The organism is Kitasatospora sp. NPDC056181 (assembly GCF_042266225.1).
Classification (GTDB): domain Bacteria; phylum Actinomycetota; class Actinomycetes; order Streptomycetales; family Streptomycetaceae; genus Kitasatospora.
In genome coordinates this window covers 19,142-38,226 of sequence record NZ_JBHJUK010000036.1, presented here as the reverse complement: position 1 = coordinate 38,226, position 19,085 = coordinate 19,142, and the positions used below count along the sequence as shown (strand labels likewise).

The following is a 19,085-nucleotide window of genomic DNA, read 5'->3' as shown; positions in this document are numbered from 1 at the left end:
GGTCCGCCTCCCCCGAAGATCATTCACACCGGCCACCCTAAGCGCTCGGCGTCCGGGCGCGTGTCCCGGAACCGCCGCCGCCCGCCCGGCGTCCCTCCCTCCCGACGGGCCGGTCCGGACGCCGGACCGGTGGCCCGGTACCCTGCTGGCCGGCCCGCCGAAGGGCCGGGTCCGCGCAGGTCGCGGACGGGAACGACAGAAGGACGGGGCGGGCGCAGTGACGCAGCTGACCGAAACGGTGGAGGGGTCCGGCCTGCGGGCGGACGCAGGGGAGGACGGCCGGGGGCCGGGGCGCCGGTTCGCCGTGGACGGGTTCGCGCCGCGCCACGACGGCCGCTCCCGCGAGCGCGGCAAGGCGCTGCGCGGGCGCACCCCGCGCGAGCGGCACGCCGAGCTGGCCCTCGCCGGCGACCGGCCGACCGCCGTCGAGGCGATCGAGGCCTCCAACGCCGGCCGCCTCACCGACCTGGTGCCGATCCGGCTCGGCCGGATGGCGGCCACCCCGTTTGCGTTCCTGCGCGGCTCGGCCGGCCTGATGGCCGCCGACCTCGCGACCACCCCGGCCACCGGGATCACCGCCCAGCTCTGCGGTGACGCGCACGCCGCCAACTTCGGCCTCTACGGCGACGCCCGCGGCCGGCTGGTCATGGACATCAACGACTTCGACGAGACCGTGCCCGGCCCGTGGGAGTGGGACCTCAAGCGGCTGGCCGCCAGCCTGGTGCTGGCCGGCCGGGAGATCGGCGCCGACGAGACGACCGCGCGCCGGGCCGCCTTCGACGCGGCCGGCTCGTACCGGCGGACCATGCGCACGCTGGCCAAGCTGCCCGTACTGGACGCCTGGAACGCCGTCGCCGACGACCAGCTGGTCTCCTTCGCCCAGGCGCACGACCTGGCCGAGGTGCTCCAGAAGGTCGGCGCCAAGGCGCTCGGCAACACCGGCGCCAGGTTCGCCGCCAAGTCGACCGTCCGCACGGAGGACGGCGGTTGGCGGTTCACGTCCGCTCCCCCGGTGCTCAGCGAGGTGCCGGACGCGACGGCCGGCGCGGTGGCCGCGTCGCTCGGCCCGTACGTGCGGACGGTACCCGCGGAGCTGCACCCGCTGCTCTCCCGCTACCAGGTGCAGGACGTGGCGTTCCGCGTCGTCGGCACCGGCAGCGTCGGCACCCGTTCGTACGTCGTCCTGCTCACCGACCACCGCGAGCAGGCGCTCGTGCTCCAGGTGAAGGAGGCGCGCCCGTCGGTACTGCTGCCCCACCTGGCCCGCGCGGGCTTCCCGGTCGCGGAGCCGGCCCAGGACGCCCACGAGGGCCGCCGGGTGGTGCTCGGCCAGAAGCGCATGCAGGTGGTCAGCGACACCCTGCTCGGCTGGACCACGGTGGACGGACTGCCCTACCAGGTCCGGCAGTTCCGCAACCGCAAGGGCAGCGTGGACCCGGCGGCGCTGCTCCCCGGCCAGCTCGACGACTACGCGCGGATCACCGGCGCCCTGCTGGCCCGGGCCCACGCGCACACCGCCGACCCCGGCCTCATCACCGGCTACTGCGGCAAGAACGAGGCGCTGGACGAGGCGGTCGCCGCCTTCGCGGTGGCGTACGCGGACCGCACCGAGGCGGACCACGCCGACCTGCTCGCCGCCATACGGGCGGGCCGGCTCCCGGCCGAGCACGGCGTCTGACGACCGGTCACCGCGGGCCGGCGGGGTCCAGTAACGGCGCGACCGCCGCGACGAACTCCGCCGGCCGGGCGCGGTGCACCAGGTGCCCGGCCCCGATGGTGACCACCCGGCAGTCCGGGATGCGCTCGGCCATCTCCGTGATCCGGTCCTGCGGCACGTGGCTGGCCGGGCCGCCCGCCACCACCAGGGTGGGCGCCGTGATGGCCGCCATCCGCTCCAGCCAGACCGGCTCCGGGGTGTCGATCTGGCGCTTGACCGCCCGCACCACCGACCAGTCGAAGTCCACCGGCCCGTCGGGCGCCGCGGCCACCGGGGTCGCCGGCCGCGGGTGGGGGGCCGGGACGTCCTCCAGTACCAGGCGGCCGATCCGCCCGGGGTGCTCCTGCGCGAGCAGGTAGGCCACCACGCCGCCCATCGAGTGGCCGACCAGGTCGACCCGGTCCAGCCCCAACGCGTCCAGGAAGCCCAGGACGTCGTCCCGCATGAGCTCCAGGCCGTACCGACCGGGCCGGCCGCTGTCGCCGTGGCCACGCAGATCGAGCGCGTGGACGTGGTGGTGCGGCGCGAGGCCGGGCAGGACCACGTCCCAGTCGGCGGCCCGCTCACCGAGCGCGTGCAGCAGCACCAGTGGCGGGCCGCCGGGCCTGCCGCTCTCCCGGCAGGCGAGGGCGACGTCCGGCAGCTCCACGATCCGATGCGCAGTCATAACGGTCACCGTATGCCGCGGACGCCGCCCGCGGACGACCCGTTCGCCCAGCGCTCAACGCCCCGCCGCCGCGCGCTACTGCTGCGCCCGTCTCCCGGTCGGCCCGGGCCCGACCGCGGCCTCACGGTCGCCCCGCGCGCCCGGACCCTCCTCGGCACCGGCCTCGGCACCGGCGCCGACCTCGGCATCGGCATCGGCATCGGCATCGGCCTCCCTGCCCGCCCCTGCCCGGCCCGCGCACACCGACGCCAGCACCGCCAGGCCGGCCACCGCCGCACAGACCGCACTCGCGTAGGTGTACGCCGCCCGGTGCCCGCCGCCGCCCGCGGTGGCGCGCAGGTAGACGCCGGAGAGCGCCGAGATGGACACCGCCGCCGCGATCCGCTGCGCCATCTGCAGGATCGCCCCGCTCACCCCGGCCGCCTCGGCGGGCGCGTGGCGCAGCACGTACGCCTGGTTGGTCGCCCCCATCAGGCCCACGGCGGCGCCCCCTGCCAGCTGCAGCGCGGCCAGCAGCCACGGCAGCGCACCGGCCGGCCCCCAGTGCACGACCAGCCCGCCGGCCAGCATCACCAGGGCCGAGCCGGTCATGCCCGCGGTGACGGTCCGCCGTCCGAAGCGCTGCACCACCCGCCAGGCGAGCGCGGAGGCGACCCCCATCGACACCGCCGAGGGCAGCGAGACCAGCGCCGCGCCCATCGGGGAGAGCCCGAGGCCGTCCTGCAGGAACATCGCCAGCACCAGCCCGGCCGCGAGCGAGGAGCCGAACTGCGCCATCGCCACGGCCGTCCCCAGCGCGTAGGGCGCGGACCGGGTGAGCGCCGGGTGGATCAGCGGGTGGCCGCCGGCCCGGGCGTAGCGCCGCTGCCACCCGACGAGCAGGCCGAGCAGCAGGCAGTCACCGGCCGCGAAGGCCAGCCAGCCGGTCCAGCCGGGCGGCTGGACGAAGGGCAGCATCAGCGTCAGGGTCAGCGCGCCGACCAGCAGCAGCCCGACCAGGTCGAGGTCCGCGTGCCGGGCGCTCGGGCGCGGCCGTGGCAGGTGGCGGGCGGCCAGGACGACGGTCGCCAGTCCGAAGGGCACGTTGAGCAGGAACGTCAGCCGCCAGCCGTGCTCCGGCCCGAACGCGGCCAGTACCGCACCACCGACCGGCGGCCCGAGCGCGAAGGCGAGCCCGCCGGTGACGGCGTACATGCCGAGCGCCCGCGCCCGCAGCTGGCCGCTGAAGACGTCCTGGATCGTGCCGATCATCTGCGAGTTGACCAGTCCGGCCCCCGCGCCCTGGAGCAGCCGCGCCGCGACCAGGACCCACGGTTCGGTGGCGGTCGCCGAGAGCAGGCTCACGGCGGTGAACAGCGCAAGGCCGGTGACGAAGAACCACTTGCGGCCCCGGACGTCCCCGAGCCGCCCGCCGGGCACCAGCGCCAGCCCGAAGGCGAGCGAGTAGCCGGCCACGATCCACTGCAGGTGGGCCGGCTGGGCGTGCAGGCTCTCGCGCAGCGCGGGGATCGAGGTGTTGAGCACGGACTGGTCGAGCAGCGTGGTGAACCCGCCCGCGACGCAGACCAGCAGGACCCGGCGCCCCGCCGCGTCGAACCGCTCCCGGGGCGCCTCGGCTATCGCGCCGGCGGAGGACCGCTTCACGGTGCGACCACCACCAGCACGTACCGGGCCTCTTCGGGGCCGGGACAGCGGAAGCGGGTGCTCTCGGCGACGAAGCGCAGGCAGTCACCGGCTGCGAGGAGTTGCGGCTCCCCGTCGACGGTCAGCTCCAGGCCGCCCGCCGTCAGCCACAGGTGGTGCTCCAGCCCGGGCACGGACGGCCGGTCGTACGCGATGTCGGCCCCCGCCGGCAGCCGGCCCTCGATGACCTCGGCCCGCAGCGAGCCGTGCGGCGGCGACACCGCCCGCCGGACGAACCCGGTCTCCTCGTCGCGCCAGACCGCCTGGTCAGCGGCCCGCACCAACCGCGCCGGCGCCTGCTCGACCTCGGCCAGCAGCCGCGACATCGTCCGCCCGTACACCGCGCAGAGCCGCCCCAGCAGCGCCGCCGTCGGGCTCACCTCCGCCCGCTCCACCCGCGACAGCGTCGACCGGCTCACCTCCGCCCGCCGCGCCAACTCCTCCAACGTCCACCCGCGTTCGAGCCGCAGCTCGGCGAGGCGCGAAGCCAGTCGCTCGTCGGCGACCGTGTCGATTCCCATATTCGCGATGCTATCCCGGATACGGGACTCGACGGCCGGACCCGACGGCCGGACCCGACGGTCGGACCAGTCCTGGCCGGACGGGGGTGAGCCGGGCCGGGCGGGCCGGTAGCGGGCGGTGGCGGGGGCGCCCTCGGCCCGGCGCACCCGCGCGTCGACGATCGCCGGAAGAGTTCCCGGACGAGGATGTCGAGAACCCGTGGGCGGCTCCGTCCCAGGGGTGCAAGCGGCCAGAATGGGCCGCACGGCACCGAGGAGGAACACGATGGCCAAGTACCTGCTGCTGAAGCACTACCGCGGCGCCCCGGCTCCGGTCAACGACGTGCCCATGGACCGGTGGACGCCGGAGGAGATCTCGGCACACGTGCAGTACATGAACGACTTCGCGGCCCGGCTGGAGGGGACCGGCGAGTTCGTCGACGGTCAGGCGCTCGCTCCCGGGGGCACCTGGGTCAGGTACGACGGCGAGGGCCGCCCGCCGGTCACCGACGGACCCTTCGCCGAGACCAAGGACCTCATCGCCGGCTGGATGGTGATCGACGTCGACGGCTACGAGCGCGCCGTCGAGCTGGCCGGGGAACTGTCGGCCGCGCCCGGAGCGGGCGGGAGGCCGATCCACGAGTGGCTCGAACTGCGCCCGTTCCTGACCGAGCCGCCCACCATCACGGAGTGACCCGGCCATGAACGAGGCCCTGCTCCGGAGCCTCACACCGAGCGTGCTCGGAATCCTCGTCCGCCGCGGAGCCGACTTCGCGGCGGCCGAGGACGCCGTGCAGGACGCGCTGGTGGAGGCGGTCCGCGTCTGGCCCACCGGCCCGCCGCGGGACCCGAAGGGCTGGCTGGTCACCGTGGCGTGGCGCAGGTTCCTCGACGCGACCCGCGCGGACGCCTCCCGCCGCTGGCGGGAGGACCTCGTCGACGAGGAGCCGCCGCCCGGGCCCGCCCCCGCGGTGGACGACACGCTCCAGCTCTACTTCCTGTGCGCCCACCCGTCGCTGACGCCGTCGTCCGCGGTCGCGCTCACGCTGCGCGCCGTGGGCGGGCTGACCACCCGCCAGATCGCCCGGGCCTACCTGGTGCCCGAGGCGACCATGGCGCAGCGCATCAGCCGGGCCAAACGCACCGTCTCCGGCGTGCGCTTCGAACGGCCCGGCGACGTCGCCACCGTGCTGCGCGTCCTCTACCTGGTCTTCAACGAGGGCTACGGCGGTGACGTCGACCTCGCCGTCGAGGCCATCCGGCTCACCCGGCAGCTCGCGGCCGCGATCGACCACCCCGAGGTCGCGGGGCTGCTCGCCCTCATGCTGCTCCACCACGCCCGGCGCGCGGCCCGGACCGCGCCCGACGGCAGCCTGGTGCCGCTCGCCGAGCAGGACCGCTCCCGGTGGGACACCGCGTCGATCGCCGAGGGCGTCGGGATCCTCCAGGCGGCCCTCGCCCGCGACCGGCTGGGCGAGTTCCAGGCCCAGGCCGCCATCGCGGCCCTCCACGCGGATGCGCCGACCGCCGGGGAGACCGACTGGGTGCAGATCGTCGAGTGGTACGACGAGCTCGCCGGCCTGACCGACAGCCCGGTCGTCCGGCTCAATCGCGCGGTCGCCGTCGGTGAGGCCGACGGCCCGCGCGCCGGACTGGCCGCACTCGCCGCACTGGACGACTCACTGCCCCGGCACACCGCGGTGTCGGCGTACCTCCACGAGCGCGACGGCGACCTGGCGACGGCGGCGCGGCTGTACGCCGAGGCGGCCCACGAGGCACCCGACCTCGCCGAACGCGATCACCTGACGCGCCAGGCCGCCCGGCTCAACACCCGCCTGCACCGCTGACGGACCACCCGCGGATCCTCCGTGGTGCGGCGGTCCGACAGCGTCGGCGAGCTGCCTGGGCGCCGAGGGACGCTTTCTCCTTCCCCTCCTTCTCCTTCATGCCGGAGAACAGGGCTTCGCGCCGATGAATGGAACACGTCGGCCGGGGCCATCACGGCCGCCGAATCCGGAGTCGGGCGTACAAGAGTCAGCACACGACTTTCAGAATCTGACACGAGGATGCACATTGCTGCGACCACTCGCAGATAATGCGAGCTGCTCCATAGAACTCATACAAACGAAGCGGCACGCGTCGCACCCTCGCCCACCTGCCGGGATGGCGGTTTCCGGGATGTCAGGACTCCCGCCGACCCCCGGTCGACGATCCGGTCGGCTGCCGACCTGGACACCGCGGACAGTGGCCCGAGCTGCCGCAGTGTCAGCTTCGTGCGCCGGCCGGTGGCCGCGCCGGCCCTGCGGTCGATCGCGTGCCCGGTCCGGCCGGGCCCGGCCGGACCGGGCCGACGAACCCATCAGGCGGGTCGGCGGCGCCGGTAGTAGGCCCAGGCCAGGGCCAGCACGATCGGTCCCCACAACATCGCCGGCGTGATGCACACCCGGGCCAGGGCCATCCACCATCCGTTGCTGAACCCCACCTCGGGCAGGATGCCCGCCCAGGCGAGCGGGTAGAGGTCGAACATCGCCACCAGGGCCAGGCCGCCCAAGGTCGCCGGGACCACCGCGGCGAGCGGCGCCACCCGCTTGCCGCCGAGGAACGGCACCCAGCCCGGCAGCCTCTCGCCCCACCCGCTGACCAGGCCGGTGGTGAGCAGGGCCAGCGCCTCGGTGAGCACACTGAGCCCGACGACGTAGAACGGACTCCACCACGGAGCGACCGGTGCCGCCGGGTCGACCATCCCCATCCGGAAGTCGGCGGCGAACGGCAGCCGCCACAGGCAGTGCGGCAGCACGACGAACGGGAGGGCTTTGGCGAGCCGGAGGGCCCAGCCGGGCACGGGGCGCTCGGTGTCACCGAGGGGAAGGGCGAGGCGTGTGATCGGCATGACCCCAGCCTCGCCAAACCTCAACGACAGTACGTCGGCCACACGCAGGATCACGATCCCCCACGAGAGCCACCCCTCGATCGTCCTGGCGGCCGACCGTCGGCAGGACCCGGGTGGCCGTCCCGGAGGTCGGTCACGGGACAGCCCTCAGGCGGAACAGCAGCCTCGGAGCGAGGCATTCAGGGGTGTTCCGTGTAGGTTGCCGGAGGGGCGCCGGGGTGTGCCGGCCGCCTGGGCGTGTCGACCACCCGGGGTCGGGCCGACCGTCCGGGGCGGGCCGACCGTCCGGCGGGCAGCGTCGGACCGGGCCTACGAGCGGCGGGCCAGCAGGTGGGCGTCGAGGAAGCCCCGTTCGGAGGCCGGGTCGTGGAGCAGGCGGGCGAAGGGAACGAGCCCGGCGTCGGCCAGCAGTTCGGCGAGGCGGTCCGCCGGCCAGCTGTAGGCAGGCGTCACCTTGTGGTCGAAGCGGACCGGCTCCGGTCCGTCGGTCCCGAAGAAGGAGACCAGGAGCAGGCCGCCCGGCGCGAGGACGCGGACCTGCTCGGCGAGCAGCGCCGGCAGTTCCCCCGGCGGGGTGTGGATCATCGAGTAGTGGGCCAGTACGCCGCCGAGCGCGCCGTCCTCGACCGGCAGGGACTCCATCCGCGCCTCCTGGAAGCGCAGTGCCGGATGGGCCCGCCGGGCGTGGTCGACCATGCCCGGGGAGAGGTCGAGTCCGATGGCGTCCAGGCCGAGTTCGTGCAGCATGGCCGTCAGGTGTCCGGGCCCGCACCCGACGTCCGCCGCCCGCGGGTTGCCCGTCGCGCGCACCAGTTCGGCGAAGGTGCCGATCATGGCCCGGGCGAACGGCCGCTCCTCCAGCCGGTCTGCGAACAGCGACGCGTAGAGCTCGACGACCCCGTCGTAGGCCGCCCTGGTCTCGTCCCGATGATCCGTCATGGGAAGGACTCTAGGCCGGTCGGACCCAGCGGAGTACTACTACTACTGGTCACACCTGTGGAACGTGCAGAGACGTACCTCGACGACGCCCGGCAGTCGCAGGATCTGCTCCTTGAGCCTGTCCCGCGCCTTCCGGTCCGTGAAGCCGTCGGGCATTCCCACGTCGAGGACGAGCCGGCCGGGCCGTAGCTCGGAGACCTCGATCCGCGCGGCGCCGAAGTCCCGCAGCCGTTGCCTGTCCCGGTTGAAGTCCCGGTCGTGGGACCGGCCGACGGAGTCGAGGGTCGCCCGGACACCGCCCTCCCCAGGCCCCCTGACCGGTCATATGATGTCCGCGACCAGGGCCGATCACGGCCCGTGAAGGCTGGGGGGATCATGTTCGGCATCATCAGGCCGTGTCGGCACCGGCTGTCCGAGCGGTTGCAGGCGTCGTGGATGGCGCACCTGTGCGGGCTCTGCCTCGCCCTTCGGGACGACCACGGACAGCTGGCCCGGACCGCGACCAACTACGACGGTCTGATCATCTCGGTGCTGGTCGAGGCGCAGAGCGCGAAGGACGACCCCTCCGGCCGCCGCACCGCCGGGCCCTGCCCGCTGCGGGGGATGCGGACCGCCTCGGTCGCCAAGGGCGAGGGGGCACGGCTGGCGGCGGCCGTCTCACTGACGCTCGCCTCGGTGAAGATCCGCGACCACGTCGAGGACGGGGACGGCGTGTTCGCGCGTCGTCCGGTCGCGGCCGGGGCGCGCGCCGTGACCAGGCACTGGGACCGCAGGAGCGCGGGCAGCGCCTCGGTGGTCGGCTTCGACACCGCCGTGCTGCTCGACGCCGCCGCCCGCCAGGGCGAGTTGGAGCGCGGGCTGGAGCCGGGCGACTCCGTGCTCCTGGTCACCGAGCCCACCGAGAGCGCCACGTCGGCCGCCTTCGCGCACACCGCCGCACTGGCCGGACGGCCCGGCAACGCCGCGCCACTGGCCGAGGCGGGGCGGCTGTTCGGCCGGCTCGCCCACCTGCTGGACGCCGCCGAGGACCAGGCCGAGGACGCCGCCGGCGGCGCCTGGAACCCGCTCACCGCCACCGGCACCGACCGGGCCGAGGCCGAACGCCTCTGCCGGGACGCCGTCCACGGCATCCGGCTCGCCCTGCGCGAGGTCGAGCTGACCGACCGGGCGCTGGTCCACGTCCTGCTCGCGCACGAGACCGAGCGCGCGGTCGAGCGCGTCTTCGGCCCGGCCTCGCACACCGCCGCCTGCAAGACCCGGACGGCGCCCGGCGGCGGGGACACCACCACCGCTCCGGCCGGCTCCAACCCCTACCAGTCGCCGCCCCGGCACGGCCCGAACCAGGCGCCGCCGGCCGGTCCGGGCGCGCCCGTCCCGCCGTGGGTGCCGCAGGGGCCGGGCTTCTCCCCGCCCGGCACCCCGCCCCCGCACCGCCGCAACCTGCTGGCCGGCTGCGCGGTCTGGGCGCTGATGGCCTGCACGTGCCAGCTGATGTGCTGCGACCACAACGACCCGTTCTCGCGCGAGCACCGGACCGGCTGGTGCGCCCGGCAGAACTGCGACTGCGGCTGCGGGGACTGCAGTGGTTGCGGGGACTGCTTCCAGTGCTGCCAGTGCTGCGGGGACGGCGGCTGCTGCGACGGCTGTGACTGCGGTTGCGACGGATGCGACTGCGGCGGCTGCAACTGCTGAAGCCCGGCCCCTGGGCACACCGGCGCATTCCCGGAACCACCCCCGGGAACACCCCGGGTTTCAACGGAAACTGACACGACCACAGGTGGAGGCGGGCCCGTCCGACTGGCGAGCCCGCCCGCGTGGCGGCTCCTGCCTGCGGTGGACGACGGTTCCACCACAGGCAGGACGCGGAGCCGGGCGTACGCGATCTAACGTGGCGTCATGTTGAGAACTCCCCGGCACCGCAACGTCGTCACCCGTGTCGTCAGCCGTTCCGCACCGCTGGCCGTCCTGTTCGCGCTGCTCTGCCTCGTGGCGCCGCAGGCCGCGGTTGCCGCCCCCGGCCCGACCACCGCCGGCCTGTCCCCTCCCCGGAGCGCAGGGGCGCCGCAGGTACCACCGCCCACCGTCCGGCGGCCGGTCGGCACCGCCTCGCTGCACCTGGTGGACGCGGGCCGGCGTGATCCGTGGCGGGCCGACGCCGCCACCCGCGAGCTGATGGCGACGCTCTGGTACCCGGCGTTGTCGGGGCGCGGCGAGCGGGCCCCGTACATGTCGGCGGAGCTGTCCACCGTGCTGTTCGGCGGCCCGGAGGCGAGCCGCGTGCGCACGGGTTCGCTGGTCGGCGTGCCCCCGGCACCCGGATCCCACGCGCTGATCGTGCTCTCACCCGGCTTCGGCTTGAGCCGCACCTCGCTCACCGCCCTCGCCGAGGACCTCGCCGCCCGTGGCTACGCGGTGGCGGCACTCGACCACACCTACGAGACGGCGGTGCAGTTCCCGGACGGGCGGGTGGAGCACTGCCTGATCTGCGACCGGGTGGACGACCAACGGGCGGCGGAGGTCACCCTCAGCCGGGCGAAGGACATCCGGTTCCTGATCGACCGCTTGACCGCCGGGCCTGGCTCCGGACCCGGCGCGGAAACTGGCGCCGGGCCCGGCTCCGGGCCTGGCACGGAACCTGCCTCCGGGCCCGGCACGGAACCCGGCTCCGGACCTGGCTCCGGACCTGGCTCCGGGCTGGTCCGAGGGCTCCGGATCGACCGGTCCCGGATCGGCGTGGCCGGGCATTCGCTCGGCGGGGCGAGCGCGATCGAGGCGATGCACGAGGACGGGAGGATCCGTGCCGCCGCCGACCTCGACGGCGACTTCTTCGTCCCGCCGCCCGTCGACGGCCTCGCCCGCCCGGTGCTGCTGCTCGGCGCCCAACGCGGTGGCGACTCCTCGCCCGCGGCCAACTGGGAGCGGACGTGGAAGCACCTGACCGGCTGGAAGCGCTGGCTCGACCTCCCCGAGGGCGGCCACCTGACCTTCTGCGACCTGCACTGGCTGGTGGACGCGTTCGGGGTCCGCGACCAGGTGCCGCCGGACGTCGCGCCGGAACAGTACGGCACCATCAAGGGCGCGCGCGGGCTCGTCGCCACCCGGGCCTACCTCGGGGCGTTCTTCGACCGACACCTGCTCGGCCGCCCGGGACCGCTGCTGGACCACCCGTCTGCGGCCTACCCGGAGGTGCGCCTCCTGAAGTAGCCGACACCGTCGTCCGGTTCGGCCCGGTGCAGCCCCGGACCGGACGACACCTCACCGCCCCCGACCCACATCCCCGGCTCCGGCGCCGCCGGGCCGCGCTCCCACAACGGCAGCACCTCGACCCGCTGCCCCGAACCGGCTCTCGCCGGCTCGTCCTCAGGCATCGGAGCCCGTCTCCGCCGCCCGCCGGTCGGCGACCAGCGAGCTCTCCAGACGGGCCAGCAACACCCGGAACCGCTCCGCGTCCTGCTCCGTCATCCGCCCCTCGGGCAGCACCCGTACGCCCCGCGTCTCGATCGTTCCCTCGTTCATGCCCCCGACGTTAGGCCCTGCCGATCAACGCCCGATAAACAACGTCCCCGCCGCCCCGCCCCCGCCCCGCCCGGGCCTGCGTCACCGAGGAACCGCAGGTCACGCGGTACCGGCGGGCCGGACACACGGCTGAACAATCGGTTGACCAAAGCCGTTCTCCCCACGGCAGGGCGCGGGAGTCGACGCGGGTCCGGTCGTGACACCGGCCGTGGCTCCTCGGGTCCCACGGCCCGGCCGGTGGAGGGTGGGGGCCGCGGTGGTCGTCTCTCCCCCATCGGCTCGGGGACATCCTCCCGTCGCGGCGCCGCGCACCTGCTTCGGTACGTCCTCCCGCCGGCGCCGGACGGCTGCTTCCCTACGTCCTCCCGCCGGCGCCGGGACGCCTGGTTCGGGACGCCTGCTCCGGGACGCCTGCTTCGGGACGGCCTCCCGTCGGCTTCCGCGGAGGGCCTCAGGCCCGACCCAGCACCCGGTCGACCGTGATCTCGATGACCACGCGGTCCGGGTTCACGCGCGGTTCCCGGTAGCGCTCGGTGTAGCGCCGGACGGCCTCGGCCACCGCCTCCGGCTCGTCCCGCACGACGGCGACGCCCTCCAACGTCGACCAGCGGGCGCGGTCCACCTGGCAGACCGCCACCCGCATGCCGGCCGCTCCGGCCGCCAGGACGTTGCGCACCTTGCGGCTGGTCCTGCTGCTGATCACGCGTGCGGTCCCGGTCTCCGGCTGGTACGTCACCCCGACCGGCACCACGTGCGGTGAGCCGTCCGGCCGCTGCGTGGTCAGTGTGGAGATGTGCCGCTCCTGCCAGAAGGCTAGGAACGCGTCGTCGAGTTCGCGCGGATCATGGGCCATGCCCGCGATCGTACGACGCCCGGCCCGGTGCGCGGGCACCGGGCCGGGCGTCCGCCGACGTCACGGAGTCACGGAGTCACGGAGTCACGACGTCACGACGCCACGACGTCAGTGGCCGCGCGCGATCCACTCGGGCAGTGCGGGGGCCTCGGCACCGATGGTGGTCGGGTCGCCGTGCCCGGTGCGGACCGTCGTCTCCGGCGGGAGGGAGAGCAGCCGGTCCCGGATCGAGTCGATGATCGTCGGGAAGTGCGAGAACGACCGGCCGGTGGCGCCGGGGCCGCCCTGGAACAGGGTGTCGCCGGTGAAGACCGTCCCGAGGTCGGGCGCGTGGAGGCAGACCGCGCCCGGCGCGTGGCCGGGAGTGTGCAGCACGGTCAGTACGGTGCCCGCCACCTCGATCCGCTCGCCGTCGGCGAGTTCGCCGTCCGGCAGCCGGTCGGGGTGGGTGAGCTTCCACAGCGGAAGGTCGTCCGGGTGCAGCAGGATCGGCGCACCGGTGCGGGCCGCGAGCGCCGGGGCCGCGTCGATGTGGTCGTTGTGCGCGTGGGTACAGACGATCGCCACCAGCCGGCGCCCGCCGAGCGCCGCCTCGATGGCCGCGGCGTCGTGGGCCGCGTCGATCACCACGGCCTCGGTGTCGTCGCCGACGATCCAGACGTTGTTCTCCACCTCCCAGCTGCCGCCGTCGAGGTCGAAGGTTCCGGCGGTGACCAGCCGGTCGATCCGGGCGGTGCCTCCCTTGCTCACAGGACCACCACCGAGCGCAGCACGTCGCCCTCGTGCATGCGCGTGAACGCCTGCTCCACGGCGTCGAGCTCGATGGTCTCGGTGACGAACGCGCCGAGGTCCAGGCGGCCCTGGAGGTAGAGGTCGATCAGCATCGGGAAGTCCCGCGAGGGCAGGCAGTCGCCGTACCAGGAGGACTTCAGCGCGCCGCCGCGGCCGAACACGTCGATCAGCGGCAGCTCCAGCTTCATCTCCGGCGTCGGCACGCCGACCAGGACGACGGTGCCGGCCAGGTCGCGGGCGTAGAAGGCCTGCTGGTAGGTCTCCGGGCGGCCGACCGCCTCCACGACCACGTCCGCGCCGTTGCCGTCGGTCAGCTCGCGGATCGCCTCGACCGGGTCGGTGGTGCGGGAGTTGACGGTGTGCGTGGCGCCGAGCTTCTGCGCGGTGGCGAGCTTGCGGTCGTCGATGTCCACCGCGATGATCTTCGCCGCACCGGCCAGCCTGGAGCCGAGCACCGCCGCGCCGCCGACACCGCCGCAGCCGATCACCGCGACCGAGTCGCCGCGGCCGACGTTGCCGGTGTTGATCGCGGCGCCGATGCCCGCCATCACGCCGCAGCCCAGCAGGCCCGCGACGGCCGGCTCGGCCGCCGGGTCGACCTTGGTGCACTGGCCGGCCGCGACCAGGGTCTTCTCCGCGAACGCACCGATCCCCAGCGCCGGGGACAGCTCGGTGCCGTCCAGCAGGGTCATCTTCTGCTTGGCGTTGTGGGTGTTGAAACAGTACTGCGGGCGCCCGCGCTTGCAGGAGCGGCACTGGCCGCAGACCGCACGCCAGTTGAGGATCACGAAGTCACCGGGCTCGACCTCGGTGACACCGGCGCCGACCGACTCCACGATGCCCGCGGCCTCGTGACCGAGCAGGAACGGGAACTCGTCGTTGATGCCGCCCTCACGGTAGTGGAGGTCGGTGTGGCAGACGCCGCAGGCCTGGATCCGGACCACCGCCTCGCCCGGCCCGGGGTCGGGCACGACGATCGTCGTCACCTCCACGGGCGCACCCTTGGCACGCGCGATGACTGCCTTGACCTGCTGGGCCATCCGATTCCACCTCCGTCGGCCGATGCGGCTCTGCACCGGCGGGACCTGCTCAAACGACTTGTCCACGAAGCGTATCGTCCGCGCCGGTCCGCGCCCGGCGAACAGCCTCGGTGATCCGGCTCACCCTCGCCGACTCCCCTGTCCGGCCCCTCCCCGACTCCCCTGTCCGGCTTCCCTGTCCGGCCCCTCCCCGACTCCCCTGTCCGGCTTCCCTGTCCGGCCCCTCCCCGACTCCGCCTCAGATCGTCTGCCCGGGAGCCTCCTCCAGCCCTGCCGCAGGCTCGCCTCAGACCCTCCCGTACCGGCCCACGGCCGGCGCCCCGGACCGGCCGGCCCCGCCCCAGGCCCGCCCAGGTCCACCCAAGCCCGCCCAGGACCGCACGGCCCGTCGGCCGGGCCGAGGGCGTGCAGCGACCGCCGAGTGCCCGTCATCGTCCGCTCACCCACCCGGCGTTGGCTGGAATCGTTGCTGACTGTGGCACGCCGCCCACGTACGGTCGTACCGAACCCGACCCGTCCGACCCACCCGTCCCGTCGGCTCCGCCCCCGCCCGCCCGGGGGACCCACCCGAACCGTCCCCGCGCGCCTCCCCGGATCCGCCCCCCGCCGGGCCGCCCCGAGCGGCCCACCGCCCTGGAGTCTGGAGTACGGATGTCCGCCGAGAACAGTGTCACCTGCGCCGGCACCGGCACCGCCGCCGCGACCGCGGCAGAGGCACCATCAGCAGGAACGACCACGGAACCCGCGCTGCTCCCGTTGCACTGCCTGCGCCGGCTGGACCCGGGCCCGCCGCGGCTCGGCGTGCTCCCGACCGGCACCCCGGTCTGGCTGGTCAGCCGCCACGCCGACGTCCGGCAGGTGCTCACCGACCCCCGGCTGGGCCGGGCGCCGCTCCTCGCCCCCGACGCGCCCCCGGTGTCGGTGGTCCCGAACCTCCTGGACGACCCGCAGAGCCTGCTCAGCCTCGACGGCCCCGACCACCAGCGGCTGCGCCGCACCGTACAGCGGGCATTCACCCCCCGGGCGATCGCCCGGTGGCGCCCGTGGGTGGCGTCGGTGGTCGAGGGCCTGCTCGACGAGCTGATCGACCGGGGCTCCCCCGCCGACATCGTCGCCGCCTACACCCGTCCGCTTCCGACGGCCGTGATCAGCAGGCTGATGGGGCTGGACGATCTGGACGGCGAGCGCCTCGGGCACTGGAGCGACCACGCGTTCTCCACCACCGCCTACTCCGCCGAGGCGATCCGGGCGGCGCTGGAGGAGTTCGCCGCGTTCGGCGCCGGGCTGATCGCCGAACGCCGTGCCTCCCCCGGCGAGGACCTGGTCAGCAGCCTGCTCGCGGCGGCCGGGGAGAGCGGCGACGTCACCGAGCCGCAGTTCGTCTCCCTGGTGATCGGCCTGGTGGTGGCCGGGCACGAGACCACCATGACGGCGCTCGGAAACGCCCTGGTCTACCTTCTCGGCGACGGCCGCGAGGCCTGGAAGCAGCTCGCCTCCGACGAGCGGAGCGCGGCGGCCGCCACCGAGCAACTGCTGCGCGCCATTCCGCTCGTGGACACCGATCACCTCCCCGGGCTGCTGCGGCGCAGCAGCGAGGAGGTGGAGATCGGAGGGGTGGTCATCCCGGCCGGCAGCGTGGTCGCCGCCGACACCCGCACGGCCAACCATGACCCCGAGGTGTTCACCGGTGACCTGCTGACCGAACTGTTCTCCCCGCCGGCCGCACCGATGCTCACCTTCGGGGCCGGGCCGCACCACTGCCTGGGTGCCTGGCTGGCGCGGATGGAGATGGAGCTGGCGCTGCACCGGTTGGCCCGCCGGCTGCCCGCACTACGGCTCACCGCACCGACGGACGCCATCGACTGGCGGCGCGGCCTGGTGACCCGCAGTCCGCGCACGCTCCAGGTCGCCTGGTGACGGCGGACTCGGCGGGGACCGCCGGACGGGCGACCGACGACCCGGTGGTGGTCCGGGTCGACCACGGGCGCTGCGTCGGCTCGGGCATGTGCGCCCTCGCCGTACCCGGCTCCCTGGTGCTCGGCGCGGACGGGCTGGCCCACCCGGTGCGGGCGCCGCGGCCGGACGGTGCGCCACCCGTCGGGGAACCGCTGACGGCGAAGCTGGCCGAGGCCGTCGGCTTCTGCCCGGTCGAGGCGCTCACCCTGTACTCCGCCCGTGACGGACGCCGGATCGCCCACACCGGGTGAGGCCCAAGGGGCTCTCCGTCCACCGCCCCGCCCAGCACCCCACCAACGGCGCCGCCCGGTCGTAGGCGCCGCCCCGCTCGCGGGGTGGCGCCTACGACCGGGCGCCGTGCCACGTCACCACGCCGGGTCGTGCCACCACGCCGGGTCGTGCCACCACGCCGGGTCGTGTCACCACGCCGTGCCACGGCGCCGCACGGCGCCGCCCGCCCGACGGCAACGACCGCGTCAGACCCGGTCCGCGCAGGCCAGAGCCCTGCGCAGCTCACTCACCGGGTCGCCTTCGTGGTACGGCCGCTCACTGGCCTCAATGTGGTCCAGGAACTCCTGGTACCGCACCGCGTACATGAGGTGGTACAGCGGCTCGACCAGCTCCAGCGCGCGTTCCGGTGCCGACCCGGGGACGTGCTCGCGCCACGCCCGCGCCCACACCTCGGCGACCTGTGCCCACCGCTCCTCCGCGACGTACTGGCGCGGGCGCAGCCCGTCCAGGGCGGGGTGGCCGAGGCAGGAGTCGGCGAAGTCGACGACCACCACGTGGGTGCCGTCCGTGCCGTCGGAGCGCCAGTTGCCGGGGTGGAAGTCGCCGTGGACCAGGGTGTCCGGGAGCCCGCAGCCGGCCAGCTCCGCCACCAGCGCGGGCAGCCGCGCGGCGAGGACCCGCGCGGCGTCGCGTTCACCGGCCGTCAGCTCGCCGCCGGGCTCCGCCGCGAGCCGGTCGATCAGGCTGTTCACCTGCGCGACCAGCGTGGGCAGGGTGCGGTCGCGCAGGCCCGCCGAGGCGGCCCGGCCGTCGGCAGCCAGCGCCGCCTGGGCAGCGACCAGGCGGGGCACCACATCGGCGACCTCTTCGGCGGACGGTCCCCAGCAGTCCTCCCCGGGCACGTGGTCGATCAGCAGGCGGCCGCGCTCCGGGTCGGAGCCGAGCACCGGCGGCACCAGCGTCGGGTCGGCGGAGCCGAGCAGGGCGATCACGTCGCCCTCGTCGGCGTTGAACGCGGGGTTGGTCGCCTTCAGCCAGGCGTCGCCGCCGGTGGCGGTGCGGTAGCGGAACAGGCCGGAGAGGTTCCACGTCCGGATCTGCTCGGGCCGTCCGGCCGAGGGGCGACCGGCCCGGTCCAGCGCCTGCTCCGCCCAGTCGAGCGTCTCCCGGAGTCCGGCGGGCGTGGCCCAGCCGGCCCGTCGCTCGGCCGGGCCGAGCAGCGCGGCGGTGTCCGGACCCGCCTGACGCGGCACCAGTCCGGCGGGCCGCTCCAGTGCCTCGACGTGGTAGAGCACGTGGCCGCCGTTGCCGCCCTCGCCGTCCGTCACCCCGGCCAGCCGGAGCACCACCACGGGCACGCCCAGCTCCTGCGTCAGCCGCTCGACCACCGGCGCGGCGGCCGACCACCACGCCTCGTCCACCTCGTAGGGGCCCTGCGGACCGAAATATTCGTCACCGTACGTGAGGTGGGCGGTGACCGACCGGCTGTTCGCTTGCTTCATCCGGGCAGGTTCGCCGATCGGACCCGATCCGTGCGACCCATTTTCCGGCGGCCGGCCCGGACCGGGGGTGACCTGCCCGGGAACCGGCGGTGGCCGGCTGCTTGGATGGCGCCCGTGACCGCCGCACCGAACACACCCGCACCGAACACACCTGCACCGAACGCGCCTACACCGAACGCACCTGCACCCAACGCACCGGACCGACCGGGCTGCCCCTGCCAGCTCTGCGCCCCGGGGGTGTCGGAGGAGTACCGCTCCGAGCACTGGGCGCAGGAGACGGCCGACGTCCGGGCCCACGGCGTGCACGTGGTCGGGATCGTCGGCGGCGACGTCCCGGACTGGGCGTTCACGGTGGGACTCTGGCACTCCCACCGGCTCCCGGAGGTGGCCATGTTCGGCCTGCGGGTGCACGACCTGATGCACTGGGTCGGGGCCGCCGCGACACGCCTGCGCGAGGGGGCGCCGACCACGGAGGACAGCCTCCTCACCGGTGTCCTGGACGGCTACCCGCTCACCGTCAAGCCGGTGGACCCGGGCTGGCACCGGCCACTGCTCGGCACGGCGGTCGGCTTCTACCGGCGGGAGCCGGTACCGGTCGTCCAGCTCGTCTGGCCGGACGCCGAACGGCGGTGGCCCTGGGAGCGGGCGGCCGGCTCCGGCTGCCGGGCCCAGCCGCAGCTCTGGCTGCCGGTGGACGCCCACCCGCAGGGGGTCTGGACGGAGGAGGCCGCCCAGGCGGCCTGAGCCCGGCCCGCACGCCCGAGCACCGGCGGGCCGCCGCGGGCCGCCGAGCACGCGC

The 19,085-nt window shown here is 74.9% G+C and carries 18 protein-coding genes; 8 read left to right on the top strand and 10 right to left on the bottom strand.

What is annotated here, in order from left to right; genetic code table 11:
* Positions 1-217 precede the first annotated feature (217 nt).
* Positions 218-1,678 carry a DUF2252 domain-containing protein gene (locus ACFC1F_RS16425; RefSeq protein ID WP_376158891.1) on the top strand — a complete coding sequence of 487 codons (1,461 nt, stop codon included), beginning with the start codon at positions 218-220 and terminating at the stop codon, positions 1,676-1,678.
* A 7-nt stretch (positions 1,679-1,685) separates the two neighbouring features.
* Here the strand turns inward: ACFC1F_RS16425 and ACFC1F_RS16420 are convergent, their stop codons facing one another.
* The 3 genes from ACFC1F_RS16420 to ACFC1F_RS16410 all read right to left on the bottom strand — a co-directional run bounded on the left by ACFC1F_RS16420 (position 1,686) and on the right by ACFC1F_RS16410 (position 4,588).
* Positions 1,686-2,384 carry an alpha/beta fold hydrolase gene (locus ACFC1F_RS16420; protein WP_376158889.1) on the bottom strand — a complete coding sequence of 233 codons (699 nt, stop codon included), beginning with the start codon at positions 2,382-2,384 and terminating at the stop codon, positions 1,686-1,688.
* Between the two features lie 75 nt (positions 2,385-2,459).
* Positions 2,460-4,028, bottom strand: a complete 1,569-nt coding sequence (locus ACFC1F_RS16415) for an MFS transporter (RefSeq protein WP_376158887.1) — start codon at positions 4,026-4,028, stop codon at positions 2,460-2,462.
* Positions 4,025-4,588 carry a helix-turn-helix domain-containing protein gene (locus tag ACFC1F_RS16410; protein WP_376158885.1) on the bottom strand — a complete coding sequence of 188 codons (564 nt, stop codon included), beginning with the start codon at positions 4,586-4,588 and terminating at the stop codon, positions 4,025-4,027. Before ACFC1F_RS16410 ends, ACFC1F_RS16415 begins: the two co-directional genes overlap by 4 nt.
* Before the next feature lie 265 nt (positions 4,589-4,853).
* Here ACFC1F_RS16410 and ACFC1F_RS16405 point away from each other — a divergent pair, with 265 nt between their 5' ends.
* Together ACFC1F_RS16405 and ACFC1F_RS16400 are read left to right on the top strand one after the other, a co-directional pair.
* Entirely contained in the window at positions 4,854-5,261 is a 408-nt protein-coding gene (locus ACFC1F_RS16405; RefSeq protein WP_209413186.1) for a YciI family protein, read from the top strand.
* Between the two features lie 7 nt (positions 5,262-5,268).
* A complete protein-coding gene (locus ACFC1F_RS16400; protein ID WP_376158883.1) occupies positions 5,269-6,414 on the top strand; it encodes an RNA polymerase sigma factor in 1,146 nt (381 codons plus the stop codon).
* A gap of 512 nt (positions 6,415-6,926) precedes the next feature.
* On the opposite strand, the gene ACFC1F_RS16395 is transcribed toward ACFC1F_RS16400, so the two are convergent.
* A complete protein-coding gene (locus ACFC1F_RS16395; RefSeq protein ID WP_376158882.1) occupies positions 6,927-7,457 on the bottom strand; it encodes a hypothetical protein in 531 nt (176 codons plus the stop codon).
* Between the two features lie 309 nt (positions 7,458-7,766).
* Entirely contained in the window at positions 7,767-8,396 is a 630-nt protein-coding gene (locus ACFC1F_RS16390) for a class I SAM-dependent methyltransferase (RefSeq protein ID WP_209413180.1), read from the bottom strand.
* Between the two features lie 375 nt (positions 8,397-8,771).
* Between ACFC1F_RS16390 and ACFC1F_RS16385 the strand changes: the two genes are divergently transcribed.
* Positions 8,772-10,088 carry a DUF5685 family protein gene (locus ACFC1F_RS16385; protein ID WP_376158881.1) on the top strand — a complete coding sequence of 439 codons (1,317 nt, stop codon included), beginning with the start codon at positions 8,772-8,774 and terminating at the stop codon, positions 10,086-10,088.
* A gap of 204 nt (positions 10,089-10,292) precedes the next feature.
* On the top strand, positions 10,293-11,600 hold the full coding sequence (locus tag ACFC1F_RS16380; protein WP_376158879.1) for an alpha/beta hydrolase family protein: 1,308 nt from the start codon (positions 10,293-10,295) through the stop codon (positions 11,598-11,600).
* A 156-nt stretch (positions 11,601-11,756) separates the two neighbouring features.
* Here ACFC1F_RS16380 and ACFC1F_RS16375 read toward each other — a convergent pair whose 3' ends face one another.
* From ACFC1F_RS16375 to ACFC1F_RS16360, 4 genes are all read right to left on the bottom strand, one after another.
* A complete protein-coding gene (locus tag ACFC1F_RS16375; RefSeq protein ID WP_376158877.1) occupies positions 11,757-11,912 on the bottom strand; it encodes a hypothetical protein in 156 nt (51 codons plus the stop codon).
* Between the two features lie 451 nt (positions 11,913-12,363).
* On the bottom strand, positions 12,364-12,765 hold the full coding sequence (locus ACFC1F_RS16370) for a pyridoxamine 5'-phosphate oxidase family protein (protein ID WP_376158875.1): 402 nt from the start codon (positions 12,763-12,765) through the stop codon (positions 12,364-12,366).
* Between the two features lie 108 nt (positions 12,766-12,873).
* Entirely contained in the window at positions 12,874-13,515 is a 642-nt protein-coding gene (locus tag ACFC1F_RS16365; RefSeq protein ID WP_376158873.1) for an MBL fold metallo-hydrolase, read from the bottom strand.
* The gene (locus ACFC1F_RS16360; protein WP_376158871.1) at positions 13,512-14,597 is read right to left on the bottom strand and encodes an S-(hydroxymethyl)mycothiol dehydrogenase; all 1,086 of its coding nucleotides are present in this window, start codon (positions 14,595-14,597) and stop codon (positions 13,512-13,514) included. The genes ACFC1F_RS16365 and ACFC1F_RS16360 overlap by 4 nt, the downstream gene beginning before the upstream one ends.
* 651 nt (positions 14,598-15,248) lie before the next feature.
* Here ACFC1F_RS16360 and ACFC1F_RS16355 point away from each other — a divergent pair.
* A complete protein-coding gene (locus ACFC1F_RS16355; RefSeq protein ID WP_376158869.1) occupies positions 15,249-16,514 on the top strand; it encodes a cytochrome P450 in 1,266 nt (421 codons plus the stop codon).
* Entirely contained in the window at positions 16,511-16,804 is a 294-nt protein-coding gene (locus ACFC1F_RS16350; RefSeq protein ID WP_376158866.1) for a ferredoxin, read from the top strand. Before ACFC1F_RS16355 ends, ACFC1F_RS16350 begins: the two co-directional genes overlap by 4 nt.
* A 225-nt stretch (positions 16,805-17,029) precedes the next feature.
* Here ACFC1F_RS16350 and ACFC1F_RS16345 read toward each other — a convergent pair whose 3' ends face one another.
* Positions 17,030-18,286 carry an aminoglycoside phosphotransferase family protein gene (locus ACFC1F_RS16345; RefSeq protein WP_376158865.1) on the bottom strand — a complete coding sequence of 419 codons (1,257 nt, stop codon included), beginning with the start codon at positions 18,284-18,286 and terminating at the stop codon, positions 17,030-17,032.
* A gap of 237 nt (positions 18,287-18,523) precedes the next feature.
* On the opposite strand from ACFC1F_RS16345, the gene ACFC1F_RS16340 reads away from it, so the two are divergent.
* Positions 18,524-19,030, top strand: a complete 507-nt coding sequence (locus ACFC1F_RS16340; protein WP_376158863.1) for a DUF4262 domain-containing protein — start codon at positions 18,524-18,526, stop codon at positions 19,028-19,030.
* The last annotated feature ends 55 nt before the right edge of the window (positions 19,031-19,085 follow it).

What these genes read in the sequence shown, in the direction of transcription:
- ACFC1F_RS16370 (WP_376158875.1), bottom strand. Translation starts at nt 12,765, where the DNA reads ATGGCCCATGATCCGCGCGAACTCGACGACGCGTTCCTAGCCTTCTGG.
- ACFC1F_RS16395 (WP_376158882.1), bottom strand. Translation starts at nt 7,457, where the DNA reads ATGCCGATCACACGCCTCGCCCTTCCCCTCGGTGACACCGAGCGCCCC.
- ACFC1F_RS16420 (WP_376158889.1), bottom strand. Translation starts at nt 2,384, where the DNA reads ATGACTGCGCATCGGATCGTGGAGCTGCCGGACGTCGCCCTCGCCTGC.
- ACFC1F_RS16355 (WP_376158869.1), top strand. Translation starts at nt 15,249, where the DNA reads ATGTCCGCCGAGAACAGTGTCACCTGCGCCGGCACCGGCACCGCCGCC.
- ACFC1F_RS16410 (WP_376158885.1), bottom strand. Translation starts at nt 4,588, where the DNA reads ATGGGAATCGACACGGTCGCCGACGAGCGACTGGCTTCGCGCCTCGCC.
- ACFC1F_RS16400 (WP_376158883.1), top strand. Translation starts at nt 5,269, where the DNA reads ATGAACGAGGCCCTGCTCCGGAGCCTCACACCGAGCGTGCTCGGAATC.
- ACFC1F_RS16385 (WP_376158881.1), top strand. Translation starts at nt 8,772, where the DNA reads ATGTTCGGCATCATCAGGCCGTGTCGGCACCGGCTGTCCGAGCGGTTG.
- ACFC1F_RS16360 (WP_376158871.1), bottom strand. Translation starts at nt 14,597, where the DNA reads ATGGCCCAGCAGGTCAAGGCAGTCATCGCGCGTGCCAAGGGTGCGCCC.
- ACFC1F_RS16375 (WP_376158877.1), bottom strand. Translation starts at nt 11,912, where the DNA reads ATGAACGAGGGAACGATCGAGACGCGGGGCGTACGGGTGCTGCCCGAG.
- ACFC1F_RS16405 (WP_209413186.1), top strand. Translation starts at nt 4,854, where the DNA reads ATGGCCAAGTACCTGCTGCTGAAGCACTACCGCGGCGCCCCGGCTCCG.
- ACFC1F_RS16390 (WP_209413180.1), bottom strand. Translation starts at nt 8,396, where the DNA reads ATGACGGATCATCGGGACGAGACCAGGGCGGCCTACGACGGGGTCGTC.
- ACFC1F_RS16345 (WP_376158865.1), bottom strand. Translation starts at nt 18,286, where the DNA reads ATGAAGCAAGCGAACAGCCGGTCGGTCACCGCCCACCTCACGTACGGT.
- ACFC1F_RS16380 (WP_376158879.1), top strand. Translation starts at nt 10,293, where the DNA reads ATGTTGAGAACTCCCCGGCACCGCAACGTCGTCACCCGTGTCGTCAGC.